Source organism: Gelatiniphilus marinus, from assembly GCF_042684345.1.
In the GTDB taxonomy this organism is placed as follows: domain Bacteria; phylum Bacteroidota; class Bacteroidia; order Flavobacteriales; family Flavobacteriaceae; genus Gelatiniphilus; species Gelatiniphilus marinus.
This window is the reverse complement of the sequence record NZ_JBHULK010000001.1, coordinates 532,861-548,127: the sequence shown is the minus strand read 5'-3', so window position 1 is coordinate 548,127 and position 15,267 is coordinate 532,861. Positions and strand designations below refer to the sequence as shown.

Below are 15,267 nucleotides of genomic sequence, written 5' to 3'. Positions count from 1 at the left end.
TTAATATTTAAAAAATCGTTGCAACATATTTAAGAATCGCACACTATTGGCAATTCCATGGCATTTTTTGTAATCAATTTATTGGTAACGCAACGTTTGGTTCCATCTTTTAATTCAAAGCGGTGACTACTATTTTTCTTCACCACTCTAACGGTTATAAAAATTCCTGATCTGTTTATAATATTAGCTTGTTTTCCATCTACATAAACTTTGGCGTTTGCCATATTTGATGGCACAATCAGTTTTACCGTATAACTTATGTTTTTTATAACGCCAGAATTTAAAATACTGGTGTTTACTAATTTATCTGATTTAACTTGAAGGGCTTTATTAGTATTAAAAATTCTAGAAACTTGTGCGTTAAATTTCATTGAAGCCGCTTTGGCTTCCGGACACTTTTCCAAATCTTTTTCCAATTGCGATTTAAGCTTATCTAAATCGTTTATTTTGTTTTGTTGATTGGTTAATTGATTTGATAAATCGGCTATTGTAGTTTCAAAATTCCGGATAGAATCTTGCAGTTTATTTGCTTTTTCTTCGCTCGCTTTTATTTCTACACCAAAAAGGCTAAGTTCCTCGGTATTGGTTATTAACAGTTTAAGTTCGGGTCTGAAAATAATTAGTCCCAAAGCTGCAAATACGGCCCAGATTAATGTTTTGTAAGGAAAATTTGGTTTGCTTTCCATGATTTTGATTTTATATTGACGCTATTAAATCGTTGTTAACATTGGTTTCTTTACTTGCTAAGCCAACCGTTTCCAGAAAATCGTTTGAGAACAGCTTTAACATATCATCGCTCAACAACGCGGTTCGGCACGATTTCCATTCCTTAATTGCTTCGGCATCAAACATGTGGTTTACCAAGTTTGGGAATGCCCAATCGCTATTTTTTCCCCAATGGATGGTAAACGGTATATTGTTTTGCTTTAAAACCTCAATAATGCGTCTAGAAAGTTCTGTGAGGCTCATAATTTTTCTGGTTTTTTTCCAAAGTACACCATCAATTTCCAACATACAGGTTACAGGAAATTTGGTAAAGCCCAAAGTGGCTTTGGTTTGTTTTACAAAACGCATAGCAAATATGCCAGGAATTGGCCCTTCGTTATTTGTTAAATCACTTAAGAGCTTTAAGGCTTTTGATGAGTTTTTATGATCCACACCAACCGAACAAGCAAAAGCCGCACCTTGATATGGTGCATCCCAAAAAATTTCGGGTAGTGTACCAGTTAATTCTTCATCTACTTTTGGTAAAATAGTTTTTCTTAATCGCTTAACTAACCAAGGAATACTTCTGGGGAAATGTTCTGCCATTTTAACAAATAAGTAAATTAAATCGCGATACAGTGATTGCTTGATTACTGGAAACGGATCTTTATAATCTGCTTTATAGGGCTTTTTATACATGAGCTCTACCACATAATCTGAGTCGTTTGCATATTGATTAATAAACACTTTGTAATGATACGGCGTAATGCCAAAACCCTGTGCATCGGTTTCTTCAGGGATTTTGAACGTTGAGTTTTTAAAATCTAAAGTATCGGCCAATTGAAGTGCTGTATTTTTATCTATTCTTTTAACGTAGCGCTTTAATAAAAATCGAGGTTCGGCTTCAATAACAACGCCATGGATAAATCCAAACGACCCCAAACCAACTAAAGCAGCATTAAATAGTTTGTCGTTTCTTATAATTCTTTTGCTTATTTTTTTTGCAAAATTATCGTTTAAAGCAGGTTCTGTATGGCGTTCTAAATAAACCACATCATCTTCGTTTGGTCCAATAATTAAGTTGAGACCAACTACATAATCTTGTACGGCACCAACTTGTAATGCCGAACCGTGGACACCCGTAGAAATACAACCTGCAATAGTTTGCCCATTACTGGCACCTGTGGTTTTTAAGGACTTTCCATGGGCAGAAAGCACTTCGGAGACGCGTTTTATAATCGTTCCGCATTCAAATAAAAATAAATTTGATGCATCAAAACTGGTGTTATTGTGAAGATTTTCAGCAACCATTGGTAAATGAATATTCATAAAACCATTGTAGTGCATTCTATCTTTTTGGTGTGCAATATGGTTCATGGACCACGCCGACCCATAAGCTCTAAACCCTTGATTGGCGTCGTTAGTTTCTTTTATAAGCCTTTGTATTTCTTTGGCTGCATCGTTATAACGGTCTATTTTATTGGGTATATTTCCGTCGCCTTCCAACTCAGTTACATAAAGAGTTTTTAAAGGGAAAGGGCCATTATTGTGCAGCGTATCCCATTCTTTTAATGCATGTGTTTTTGTGGTTGCCATAACTTTAATTTGTTGGTTTCATACATACGTATTTCACTTTCATTTTTCTTTTTCTTCCAAAGGTTACAGCGCTTAAAAGCGAGCCTCCAAATGTGTTTTTAAATTCTATGGTGTGCAGTTTACCCGACTTGCATTTATCGGTTTCCTTTATCAAAAACGTAAAATCTTTTGAGGTAATGTCTATTTTAATAACAGTATCGAGCGTAACCACTTCCATACCGCGGTAATAATCGTCGCCCAACATTAATGGGTCTGGTTGTGGCGCACCGTTAATACTTCTAAGCCTTACCGAATAACAAGACGCAAAAAGTAAACACAGACTTGTTAAAACGATTATTTTGATTGTGTTTTTCATGTTATTTTTCAGTTTAATTTAGTATTAGTTTTAAAAAATTATTAAACAGATTTTAATCTATTTAATACCGCTTCGGCATAATGTGCTCCAAAATTATCGGATAACGCCAATGATTCTTCTCGCCCAAGTGTATAATACAAATGTGTAACCTGTTTTGGTGCATAGCATAATATTAAATCGGTAAACACATTGTAAGCACCTTTTGTTTTTTTGTTTGAAGTGGTTAGACCGCCATAACTTGTTGAAGCAAATTTTGAACAATCTTGCAATTCGTTTTTATGATTCAAATAACTTTTACCAGCGATTACTTGGCAACCTGCCGAGAAATTAGAACGACCAATTCCGGTCCAATGGATGTTGATAGACGGATTTACTCGTAGTCCATTTACTTTAATGTCTTCATCGGTGTAAGCATTATCGTTATCCCAATCTCTTATAATCATAACACCTCTGGGATTTAGAGGTTTTAAAGCTCTGTAAATTTTCTTTTCAACAGATATTTTATGCCATCCAAAACGATAGAGATGCTGCCCTTCAATTAAAAAAGCTTCGTCTTTTCTTCCTGCCATATTAACGCTGGCATCGGTAGAGCCCCAAAAGGTAAATGCCATACCGTTTATTAGCAACACAAATACATCGTCGTTTTCTCTTCTTACTGCGCTTTGGGTTTGTTTTCTTCTGATGCCAATAAGATGAATATCGTTAGTATTAAAGGTCCATTCTGAAGGTTTTTTGGTTGAATAGGTTTTCTGCAAACTATTTAAATGCTTTAAAATGGGCCCAGGATTATTTGTGTAATGCTGTTTTGCCTTATGCAACAATTGCATCCAATTGGTATAAGCTTCAGAAGGATTTTGGCTTGACATTTTACCCCATTCTGAAACCTTATTTTCATTTTCCCAGCGTGTTATATGGCTCATGGTTCCGCTACCTACAATACCATCTGGCACCATATTGGTAACGCCTTCTTTAGTGCGCACATACTCTTGAAACAACCTTACGGCGGCTTGGGTTACGTAACCAAAAACACCATCGAAAGCGCATCGGGGCATAAAACCAGCTTTAAATAAAAACTGCTGAAGTTTTAAAACGGCATCGCCTGAGCCTTCTCTAAAAGAGCGCCACGTGGTTCTGTCGTCATCCCTAAAGGAAACTTTATTGATAAGCAAACCGTCGATATGGTAAGGTTTAAGAAAATCTTTTCTGCTACTTGGTGTTTTACCAGCATCGCAACTGCCTAAATATAATACAGCCATAAGTTTATTGTTTTAAAAGGTTATTTAATTCGGTTTTTATCGTATTTAAACAGGTTACAACTTCATTATCTGTTATGTATTCCAACAAGAAATTAATTTGTGATATTTCAATATTTATATAACGCGGACTAAATATCTGGTGGAATATGTCTTTATACCATTTAAGTATTTTTTGGTCTTGATGCCCATCGTTATTATTAGACACCAATAAAATAGCATAGCTTATTTCAGTCATTCCTATAAGCACGGAAATATCGAGGTCTGCTATATCAAAATCATCTAACTCTTGGCGAAAATTCTCTAAGTACTTGGGCAAATCGGTTACTTTTTCAAAAGCCTTATTTGTTTTTATTCGTTTTAATAATTTTTCATCACCTAAAGTTTCTAGTATATAACCAATAAACAGCATGTTAGATAAGGCATCTAAATACTGCCCGCTATGTTTATCTGATGCCATTTCCATAGCTTCATTATAATACGCATAAGCTGTTTTTAATTGCTGAATTTTTTCTGTGCCTTCCAAATATTTTGCAGTGAGTTTATAGGCATTTCCAACTATATTTAATCTGCTAGCATTTCTTCCGGCAAGGGTAAGCAGTCGTATTTCGTCCAAATATTCTGAAACGGTATTGGAAACAGCATCTTTTTTATTCGATTTTTTAGCAGATGAAACAATATCTTCCAATCTGTAAGACTGTACCAAACAATATTGCTCTAAGGCTTTTATGGAATAATTACCGTTATCGAACTCAAACAAGCCTTTATACTTTTTAAAGGCCACTTCGGTTTTGCCCAACTCGTCGTAAATAAGCGCTTCTTTTTCCAAAACCATGGCATCTAACAGGTTTGATGCTTCGGCTTTATCAATAAATCCATCTAATTTTATAAGTGCTGTTTTTTCGTCTTCTTTTTTATCGCGGATGGAAATTAATAAATTATCCAAATCGGTATGAACTTGAGAAGATACTACATATTCTTGAAGCTGTGTGTTGGATTTTTGCCTTGTATCGAACTTATAAAACTGATTGCCGTAGCATTGGTAAGCCCCCCAAGTATTGGTGTGTTTGTGTTCTTGATGGCACTTAAACCTTGCCGATTGTACAGCACTTCCAAAATCGTATCCCTGTAACATACGCTTATAAAACGTTTCCGCAAACACTTTTGCCGCAGCATCATCTACAGCCCAACCCGCTATTACAATGGCTTTTACGCCCATTTCAATTAGCTGAGTGCCAATGTTGGCAGCAAGCCTGTATCTGTTTTGGCTGTATTTATCATCTTTTGCATTTAAAACACCTGAAAAACAACAGTTTATAAACACAAACTCGGGTACGTACCCTATTTGATTTATCATAGCTGGATCGATGCAAATACCGTTTCCTATGGCAATACCAACATTGTTATTTTCCGGATCGTAAACCCCGTGGCCAGCAAAATGCATGATTTTGTAATGTTTGCTGAACAATTCCATCATAATATTTTTTGCGTTGGAACGCATTAAAGCATTAACATTGTAGCCTGCTTTGGTTAATTTATTTGATACACTTTCAGCCTCAGCTTTAGCTGCGGGTAGTGCTTGTAAATCGCTTTGATTGTAAACCGGATCGCCAACAACAAAAGCCTCTATGTTATTTAATGTTACTTGATTAAAACGTGTAGTATCTTCGGTTACCAATTGTCTTATAAAACTAGAGGTTACCGAAGCAGGAACGTCGGTGGTTTTACAGTCGTGCAATAATTCCCAAGGGATTTGAGCCGCAAATTTATCTAGCTTTATTACTAGATTGTTTTGATTTCTGAAGGTGTTTTTAAAATCGTTGGGAATCAACATTTCGAATAAAGATTTAGACAATCTGGAATCCCAGTTTGAACTCACAGACATCTCGTCTAATAAATGATTTATTTTATGCAGCCCAATGCCCACCATTTCTTGTTCTACCCTAGCCAATCCATTAGATGCATAGTATTTAAAGCCAGTAACTTTCTCGGGTTCGTTGATTTTTTCTTGGTTTTCTTTAATACTGTTTATATGAAGGTTAAACCACCAATCGTATCCGTTGTTTTGGAATATTTTTTTCTTTTTGGCCCCAGAGCGTCTTCGAATGCCTTTTGAATAATTAAAAACCACGCGATTGTCGATATTGTGCAATCGTGTTAAGCTAAAGTAGGTTTCGCTCGCAATAGACTCGTAATAATTAACAATTTCTATCTCTGTTATAAGTTTTAAGCCTTCACCTGTTTTTTTAATTTGTTTATTGGCTTCGGCAACGCCCAGTAAAATTCCTTTTAACGAATCTTCAATAGGTAACTTACCGTACCCAATTCCCATTAAAACAAACGAAATCCCGGTAGCATATTTTTTAGCTTGGGGCAGTGTGTAATTGTCTCGCATAAACATAGCGTATTTAAGTACGGCCTGCTTTACGGTTTTGGAAAGCACATAAGATGTTAAGCCGCCCGTACTGCCCAAACCACAAACAATAGCACCTTTTGGTTGTGTTTTAAGGTTAAAAAACACCTCGCTCTCACCTATTTCGCCTGGGTAATAGCCAATGCCTAAACGTTGCGACAAACGGTTATCTAAATAGCCATCCAAAGCTTTTTCTGAACTTAGGATTAAATCCATAAAGAAATGCCCAACCATAACTGGATAAGCGGCCATTTTTAAGTCGCCATGAATTACTTTTACATTAAAAAACTCTGCCTCTGGTTCACTTTTTTTATGGGTACCAAAAAGCGCTTCTACTACCGCTTTAGAATCGTAAAGTGGTTCTGGAGATTCAAACACTTCAGAGATTATTTCACCGCTTCGCATTGCGGGTTGCTGGTTGCTTAACCTATTGGTGCTACCTGTTTCCAGAATATCTGAAATGCCTTGAAATATATAGGCTTCGTTAGCTAAATCGCCATGCGATGTATGCGAGTAATATAAATTAGGTGTATTGAGCAATTGTTTAGGAATACCTGTTTTCCAGGTTACGCTGCCATCTCCATTTGATGTAGCTTTATAGACTAATTTTTTATATTTTGAAAGAAAACGATTTTTAAATGAATAGTCGAAAACCGTTTGATCGGATTGTCCGCAGATGTAATAAATGTTTCTAAAATGATCGTTAGTTAAATCGTCTTTTAAAAACTTTTTAATGGTATCGCGGTAGGTTTTAAAATCTTTTAAAGATTGTGCATTGTTCTTTGGATCGGGCATGTGCTTTAAGTTGGTTTGGGCATCAATCGATTTCCAAAAGTTTTGCTGCCAAAATGGTCTATTTACATCATCGTCTTCAATAGGCAATAATTCGAACACCCCAGGGAATTTCCAAAACACGTTTAACAGCTCTTTACGGTTGTGTTTAAAATCTATAAACGCCAGCTGTTTTACACGTTTGCTGTGGCCGGTAAGTACTTCCATAATTAAATAAGACCCGAGCCACGGTGTACCCAACATAACAAATTTGTTTTGTACGTTTTCTTTAAATTTAGACCACGTATCAACATGATCAATCATGCATTGGCGCACAACCAAACCGCCCATAGAATGCGCTACAATATGAATTTTAGTACTATTATTTTGTAAATAACCTTCTAATTGGGTTTTTAAATTTTTTGCGGCATCTTGTACTGATTTCCTCCAATCGAACTCAAAGGTTATAACATCGTATTTTTCAGATAAATGTTCAGCTAATTGGTAATAATATTTTTTAATAACCCCGCTAGCATCTACTTTTTTGGCATCAATTTTTAATTTATTAACGATAGCGCCTCGGTTTAATTCGCGCATATCTACCCATTGGTCTTCATTGTTATTGGTAAGCGTAGAGCCCATAATTCCGGGAACGATAATAACAACATCCTTGGTAATACTATCGGGTTTTAAGCTTACGCCCTCTAAAGACAGGGCATCTAGCAATATACCACGCTCGCCCTCGGTATAAACGTGTTTAACAAATAATGTTGTTGGGTTGTTTTCGTTGGCTTTTAAAGCCTCTATAATGGCTTTACTAGAATTATCGGCCGAAAAATAATTAAAATGGTTGGTGCTGCCGCCTTTTGCTAAAAACTTATAAATCCCTTCTTTTCGTTTTACACCGTGTTCCATACGTTTGGTATCGACTACCAAATCGTTATCATCCTTATAAAACAGATTTGCTAAAATAACTTTTAACGAATTAAAATTAATACCGCTAACATCTGCATCGCCAGCAATATTGTATAAATCGCTTACCACCGAAGTATCTGAAACATTCATCATTTTTTGAAACAACGATTCGGGCATCATCGCATTTAAACCAGGTAATACCTCTGGGTTTTCCTTTTGACTAATCAATTCTAATAAAAAGGCCTTTGCAGTATGATAAATAGGATTTCCAATACCAAATGCCAATGAAACCGCATTTAAAAACAGATTAAAGAAATGATCGACACGACGCGATAAAATGGTGGTTCCGCTTGCAGGTGCAGCTACCCGAACCACCTTATTTACTGTTATTTTCTTTGTTTTGGCAACTTTATTAATGGATTGCATTAATTCTTGATTGCATGCTTCATCATCATCAGAAAATAAAATCCCTATTTCGTTTTTACTAAAGCCCACTATAGGATTTCTATGGTCGCATTTGGCTAAAATATCGGCTACTAAACCGCCGCGCGAATGACTTAAAATATCTAAACTACAGCCTTTTGGGCACGCCTTTAAAAAATCTAGTGCGTTTTGAAGCGGACTAACAGACAGCGTATGGTGTTCTAAAGCTAAAATTTGATTGTCATAAAGTTCAACCATATCGTTCCATGCTTCATTTTTGTCATTTAATTTAAAAAACGCATCGTTCGTTGTAGATAATGTACCATGCAGCAACAGCAAAATAGATTTTGAGGTATCTAGATTATTGGCATATTCAATTCTGTTGAATTTAGAGTCCAATTGATACAATCCAGGGTGCGATTGCACCCGATTATCATAGGCTTCTGCCAATTTATGAATGCCCATTTCCAAAGCTTTTTTTGGTTTAGATATGGGTTTAAAAACACTAAAAACCTTTACCATAGCGCGTTTTATAAATCCACGGCTGACATCTTCTGAAATGATTTGAATATCAAAAACATAATCTTCGTTAGATAGCGAACGTTTGGCTAATGTTTTTTTATCATAAATATCTTGCACGTCTTCAGGATGACCTATCCATTCTGTATTATCGGTAAATTGCAATGCCACCAAATCGTTCTCCTCAAAACTAATGGTGTTCATTATGTTTTCAGAACGTGTTGAAGACACTTCGATATAAGATTTTAATTCGAATTTTGTATCGAGCGTATTTGGCACAATATAGTCTATGGTTGCAACCTCTCGCTTTACACCTGTTATTTTGGCTTTTTTAGTCATGGCTTAATTTTATGATATTTATGGGCAACACTGAAAGATTAAATGGCCGTTGCAATAATTTGTTGATTTTGGAATAAGCGTTTAAAAGGGCGGAAATATTACAAATGGCAATACAAATGATCTTGATTCTTTTTTTAACAAAACATGTGTAACCGGCTCCTATTGTTACAGTATGGCTTAACTGAATAATGGTAGTGCGTTTAAGAATCATAGTATTTAAGTTTAATTATATTTAAATAAAACACTTAATAAATACCTTATGATGATTCATCAATAAATTACAAAGTACTTGTAGAATCAACAAATCAAAAAAAACCTTTCCTTTTTTATTGGATGGTTTTTGGGTATTAAATACTAATAAAAAAATTCTTTAGGGAACAAAATACAATGCGAGAGAGACTTATCTAGCATATAAAGTTAACAAAAATTAACTTATAATCAAATAGTTACTTATAAATTAAAAGAAAAATCACAAAATTTGTGGCACCGTTTATTACCGGAATATGCCAAAATGGATGACTGCATTTTTTGTTGGATGAAAAACAATAGGTTACAAAAACGGGAATAAATATTTTTAGATTAGTTTTTCTAACAGAACCAACTTGTATTCTGTATCATTCCATTTAAATTGAAAATTTATCAGACTCTTAAAAGCCTAATCGAAACAGTTTACTTTTTATCTGCAAAACCAAAGTACTTACCGTATTAATGCCGTTATTGTAAACTGTCAAGATCTACAGAAACCAAGCATCAACGCTGTCCACTAAAAACTTTGAGAATCATTTGAAAATAAAGACTTATCCTAATCCTACCTCTGAATCCTTTCAAATAAATAAATATGTGGAATCGGTTTCCATTTTTGATTTAACAGGAAAAGAGGTTAAAAGCTTTAAGGGCAATTTTGATAAAGGGCACACCTTCAATATTTCCGATTTAACACCTAGTATATGTTTAGTTAAGATTAATAACAACTTAGATGAACCGTACACTTTAAAAATCGTGAAATTAGATTAGTTATTTTTTTTATTGTTGTATTGTTACTACCGAAGCAGTTGCCTTAAAAAAATATCGTAATTGTTAGTTTTAGTGCAGACGTAAAGATTACCATATTGGTTTTCAATTTGTTTTGCTGCAAACAAGATAAACTCTTGATTAAATTACTCTTTTCTGTAAAACGCTTTTTTTGTTTTAAATGATTATCACAACAAACATAAAGTATTACTTAACAACAAACAACGTATGTTATTAATTACAAGTATTTTATTAGTGATTAGATTAAAGTTTATCTTCGTTTTATACCACTTACAACTCTTATTTTATTTAAAAAAAAATGGGCTGTTCTTCTAATGTTTTTGCTTTGTTGGCCATAGTAAACTAAACACATAGCCAAAAACAAAACAAGAGGCAACACCAAAAAAGGAGTACATTAAAAAGCTAATATCTGTAAACACACTAATATACCAAATTAAAATGGCGCTAACCAATAAACCTAATAGGGTACCTTTGGCGTTGGCTTTTTTTGTAAGCATTCCTAAAAGGAACATACCGCCCAAACCTCCTGTAAAAAGGCCTAAAAAACGATAGAATTGATCCCAAAGCGATTTAATGTTTGAGCTTGCCATCCAAAGGGCCAACAATACACCAAGAACACCTGTTAGCATGGTAACAAACCTAGCGATTCGCAATAGTTTTACATCGGAAACCTGAGGTTTAAAATGCGAATGGAAATCGTTGCAATAAGCCGTTGAAACCGAGTTTAAGCTACTACTAATACTAGACATAGCCGCAGAAAAAATACCGGCAACCAACAGGCCAGAAACCCCTATGGGCAACTCGCGCACTATATACCACGGAAAAATGGAATCGTTATTGGAAATTGCCGGAGATAGTGCGTTGGGCATTTCAGAATAAAATATAAACAAAAGCGTTCCTAAACCGAAAAATATAATGGTTGCAGGCAACGTTAATACGGCATTGGTATAAAGGGTTTTTTGAGAATCTTTTACACTAGAGCTTGTTAAAAAACGCTGTACAATAGTTTGGTCTGTACCTTGGGTAACCATTGCAGAGGCAAGACCTCCAATAAAAACGACCCAAAACGTAGATTCGGTAAAGTTAAGTTCCATATTTGTAATATTAAACTTATCTCTTTCTGAAGCATAAGTAATCATATCGACAAATGAAGTTTCGGTGTGTGTCATAATCCAGACTACGGCCAAAATACTTCCACCAAGAAGCACTATAACTTGCATAACGTCTGTCCAGATTACAGCTTCAATCCCTCCAAAAGTGGTATAAAATATACACAGCACGCCCATAATCAGAATACTGGTTTCAACAGGAATTCCCGTTACTATTGAAATGGCCAACGAGGGCAACAACAAAACAATACCAATTCTTCCTAATTGAAATAGTATAAAAGACAAACTTCCGAATGCGCGAGCGGTATAATTAAAACGGTCTTCTAGATATTCGTAAGCCGTTTTTATTTTTAGTTTATTAAAAAACGGAATAAAAATAAATGCGATAACTGGCGTTATTAAAATGGCTGTAATGTTTAGAAAAAAGAAAGACCAGTCGGTTATAAAAGCCTTTGCTGGAATTGCCATAAAGGTTATGGCACTTAACAGCGTACCAAAAACACTTAAACCAGAAGCCCACCAAGGTATGCGTCCGCCACCGGTAAAATAATCGGCTGTAGATTTCTGCTTGCGGGCAAAATAAAGCCCTATTAAAACCGATACTAAAAGATACAAAGCCAGCACGCTATAATTTAAAACCCCAAAAGGATGGGCAGCATCGGCAATTTTAAAGCTTTGAACTTTGGGCGTTCGGATGCCCGGTGATACCTCGCCCGAAACAATGTAGAAATTATCATTGTTTTTAAATGATAAAGCCGTTACAGGGATTTTTGTAGAAAGCGTATCATAAACAAACCACTTTTTTGTGATGGAATTATAGGCCAAAATATCTTTTGAAAAACCGGGGTGGTTATTTAAAATCTCATTTCTTCTTTCAACTAATAAAGACTTTACAGAATCATTTTGCACCGTTCGCATTTTTAGTCCAATGTGTTCCAACTCATCAAAAAGCACCTCATCGCTTCCGCCATAAACCATAATATGCATGGAGCCCATGGTTTCTGCCGAAGCGCCCATTAACACTCTTGGTTTACCATCTATTTCAAGTTTACCTTCATCTTGCCAAGTTTCATTCTTAAAATCGTAAGATAAATACGTGGTAAGCGTTTCAGACTTTTGTCCAGACACTTCATTCCTTCCGCCAATAACAAATAACTTTTTATTGGTTTGGGTTTCTTGGGTTGCTATAGCATGTAACGCTCTTGGTGGCCCAGGAAAATCGGTTAATTTCTCCCAACGCTCTGGTTTTTTTAAGTTTAATCTGTAAAATGAATTGGTACTCTGCTTCGTATTTTTACCGCCTACTACATATACATAATCGTTGCTTACAACGGCAGCCGAAAACGCCAGTGGTTCTGGCAGTACTGGGTATTCAGAAATACTTACTTCTTTTGTTGAGGCATTATAGGCCAAAAGCAAAACCTTATCGGTTACGGTATCTTCGTTATTCCCGCCAATGCACAAAATGCCTTCATCAATGGTTATTGAGGCCGAATAACCAAGCGGAATTGGCAACTGTGTTTTTGATAATCGCCATTGGTCGTTTTCAAAAATATAGACGTTTTTGGTCCATACTTTTGCCCCCCCTTCCCAGGGTAATGATTCCGGAAAATTGGCGCCGCCTGCTGCAATAAGAACACCGTTGTGCTCACCACCAAGCATACCCGCATAACCCAGCGATTCTACATTTGCTTTTTCTGCTGGTAAACTAGCTAAGTCTAAAGTGCTTAATTTGGAAATTTCTTGACCAAAAGATAAATTAAACGTTAAAATTACAAGTAGTAAGATGACTGCATTCTGAAGTTTCTTCATTTTAAAATACTTTAAATAAGAGATTTTTTTGTTCCAAATTAAACATTCTAATACTTTGTACTTTCTGACACCTTAAGGCTTTAAAATCAAAACATTAGATTTAAACAATAAAATTTTGCCACTAAGTTAGTAAAAATAAATTATATGTATTATGTATAACATAATAATTTATAAATTCCATTTCTAATTAGTTTATCAAATAAAAACCAGAGATAGCTGCAAATAAACTACTAAAATTTATAATTATGCAGATTAATTGTATAAATATTCATTATTTACAAAGCTTTACCAATTAAAATTTAAAAATAGAATGAATTGAAAAATAAGGGCATTATACTGTTTTTATCAATTTATAATTAATTATTTTTAGCAGCAATAAAAACACTTAATATATAAATAATGAAACCTCTTGTTTTTGCATTAATTGGGTTAATTACCTTAACAAACTGTACAGAAAAAAACAAATCTTTTTCTCAATCTGAAATAGCCATATTGCCAAAACCGGCATCAATGGATTTGTCCGAAGCATCTTTTGCCCTTAAAGACGGCCAACAGATTTTTGCCAACAATAAAGCACAACATCCCGCCGCAAAAAACCTTCAAGATTTTGTTGATGAAACTACGGGTTTTAAACTAAAAACAAGCAGCGATAAAAACGCATCAATCATCTTTCAACAAAAGGAAGGTTTGGATAAAGAAGCCTACAAATTGGTTGTTACGCCTAAAAACATAACGGTTTACGCCAATGATGCCTCTGGCTATTTTTACGCTGTACAAACCTTAAAACAATTACTATCCAAAGAGGTTTCAGAAGATACCAAAACCACTAAATACTTAATGCCATCGGTTACCATAAAAGACCAACCGCGTTTTAAGTGGCGTGCTTATATGTTGGACGAATCGCGTTATTTTCATGGCGAAGCCTTTGTAAAACAAATGCTGGACCAAATGGCACTGCTTAAAATGAACACCTTCCATTGGCACCTAATAGACGATGCTGGATGGCGCATTGAAATTAAAAAGTACCCTTTGCTAACCAAAGTTGGGGCTTTTAGAAAAGACAGCGAAATAGAAACCTGGAATAGCGGCAAAACATCGGGTAAGCCTCACGGCGGATTTTACACCCAAGAACAGATAAAAAACATTGTGGCCTATGCCGCCGAAAGACATATTAATATTGTACCAGAATTTGAAATGCCCGGGCACTCCAGCGCAGCCATTGCAGCCTACACGTGGTTGGGTACTGCTGGCGTTGATATTGACGTGCCTGTTAAATTTGGCCGTTTATACGATAATTACGATGTAACAAAACCCGAAGTTATTACTTTTATTAAAGATGTTTTAACTGAAATGTTTGAGTTATTCCCATCTGAAGTGATACATATTGGAGGCGATGAAGTGGGCTATGAAGTTTGGGAAAAATCTAAATCGGTGCAAAAATACATGAAAGCAAACAACATAAAAACACCTGCAGATTTACAAGTTAATTTTACCAACAGCATCTCTAAATTTATGGAACAAAACGGTCGTAGAATGATGGGTTGGAACGAAATATTGGGTAAAAACATTCATAAAGATTTTGGCGAAAAGAAAAACGACAAAGAAGCCGAAACCGAACTCGCTAAAAATGCGATTGTACATTTCTGGAAAGGCGATTTAAAGCTATTAACCGATGCCGCAAAAAAAGGCTACGGCATTGTTAATTCTTTGCACAGCAGCACCTATTTAGACTACAATTACAAAAGCATCCCTTTAGAAAAGGCTTATAACTTTAACCCCATTCCCGATGGTTTAGAGGCCCAATATCATAAAAATATTTACGGCCTTGGATGCCAAATGTGGAGCGAATGGACGCCAACAAACCCCGATGTTGAACGGCAAACCTTTCCTAGAATCGCAGCTAACGCTGAAGTAGGTTGGACACCGCTTGAAAATAAAGATTATGATAGTTTTAAAGTAGCTCTTAAAAAAATGCAAACCCATTGGGATGCTTTGGGTATTAACTATTATAAAGATTATAAATAA

At 35.4% G+C, this 15,267-nt stretch carries 8 protein-coding genes; 2 read left to right on the top strand and 6 right to left on the bottom strand.

From position 1 onward, the window contains the following. Positions 1 to 29: 29 nt before the first annotated feature. From ACFSQS_RS02345 to ACFSQS_RS02325, 5 genes are read right to left on the bottom strand one after another with little or no spacing between them, the layout of a single operon-like run. Complete coding sequence (locus ACFSQS_RS02345; protein ID WP_388013484.1) at positions 30 to 686, bottom strand: hypothetical protein; 657 nt, start codon at positions 684 to 686, stop codon at positions 30 to 32. Between the two features lie 10 nt (positions 687 to 696). Continuing rightward, entirely contained in the window at positions 697 to 2,301 is a 1,605-nt protein-coding gene (locus tag ACFSQS_RS02340; protein WP_388013481.1) for an FAD-binding protein, read from the bottom strand. 4 nt (positions 2,302 to 2,305) lie between these two features. Beyond that, positions 2,306 to 2,656 (bottom strand): hypothetical protein, encoded by a 351-nt coding sequence (locus ACFSQS_RS02335; protein WP_388013478.1) that lies wholly within the window; start codon positions 2,654 to 2,656, stop codon positions 2,306 to 2,308. Positions 2,657 to 2,697: 41 nt separating this feature from the next. Next, positions 2,698 to 3,912, bottom strand: coding sequence for a peptidoglycan-binding domain-containing protein (locus ACFSQS_RS02330; protein ID WP_388013475.1), 1,215 nt, complete (start codon positions 3,910 to 3,912; stop codon positions 2,698 to 2,700). Between the two features lie 4 nt (positions 3,913 to 3,916). After that, positions 3,917 to 9,289: a DUF7379 domain-containing protein gene (locus ACFSQS_RS02325; protein ID WP_388013472.1), complete on the bottom strand. Its 5,373-nt coding sequence runs from the start codon at positions 9,287 to 9,289 to the stop codon at positions 3,917 to 3,919. 783 nt (positions 9,290 to 10,072) lie between these two features. Between ACFSQS_RS02325 and ACFSQS_RS02320 the strand changes: the two genes are divergently transcribed. Further along, a complete protein-coding gene (locus ACFSQS_RS02320; RefSeq protein WP_388013469.1) occupies positions 10,073 to 10,303 on the top strand; it encodes a T9SS type A sorting domain-containing protein in 231 nt (76 codons plus the stop codon). A 329-nt stretch (positions 10,304 to 10,632) separates the two neighbouring features. Here ACFSQS_RS02320 and ACFSQS_RS02315 read toward each other — a convergent pair whose 3' ends face one another. Continuing rightward, positions 10,633 to 13,242 (bottom strand): sodium:solute symporter family transporter, encoded by a 2,610-nt coding sequence (locus ACFSQS_RS02315; protein ID WP_388013466.1) that lies wholly within the window; start codon positions 13,240 to 13,242, stop codon positions 10,633 to 10,635. A gap of 399 nt (positions 13,243 to 13,641) precedes the next feature. On the opposite strand from ACFSQS_RS02315, the gene ACFSQS_RS02310 reads away from it, so the two are divergent. Continuing rightward, complete coding sequence (locus tag ACFSQS_RS02310) at positions 13,642 to 15,267, top strand: beta-N-acetylhexosaminidase (RefSeq protein WP_388013463.1); 1,626 nt, start codon at positions 13,642 to 13,644, stop codon at positions 15,265 to 15,267.

Bases quoted from the DNA above. Each gene is read 5' to 3' on its own strand.
- ACFSQS_RS02335 (WP_388013478.1), bottom strand. From the start codon at position 2,656: ATGAAAAACACAATCAAAATAATCGTTTTAACAAGTCTGTGTTTACTT.
- ACFSQS_RS02325 (WP_388013472.1), bottom strand. From the start codon at position 9,289: ATGACTAAAAAAGCCAAAATAACAGGTGTAAAGCGAGAGGTTGCAACC.
- ACFSQS_RS02340 (WP_388013481.1), bottom strand. From the start codon at position 2,301: ATGGCAACCACAAAAACACATGCATTAAAAGAATGGGATACGCTGCAC.
- ACFSQS_RS02345 (WP_388013484.1), bottom strand. From the start codon at position 686: ATGGAAAGCAAACCAAATTTTCCTTACAAAACATTAATCTGGGCCGTA.
- ACFSQS_RS02330 (WP_388013475.1), bottom strand. From the start codon at position 3,912: ATGGCTGTATTATATTTAGGCAGTTGCGATGCTGGTAAAACACCAAGT.
- ACFSQS_RS02315 (WP_388013466.1), bottom strand. From the start codon at position 13,242: ATGAAGAAACTTCAGAATGCAGTCATCTTACTACTTGTAATTTTAACG.
- ACFSQS_RS02310 (WP_388013463.1), top strand. From the start codon at position 13,642: ATGAAACCTCTTGTTTTTGCATTAATTGGGTTAATTACCTTAACAAAC.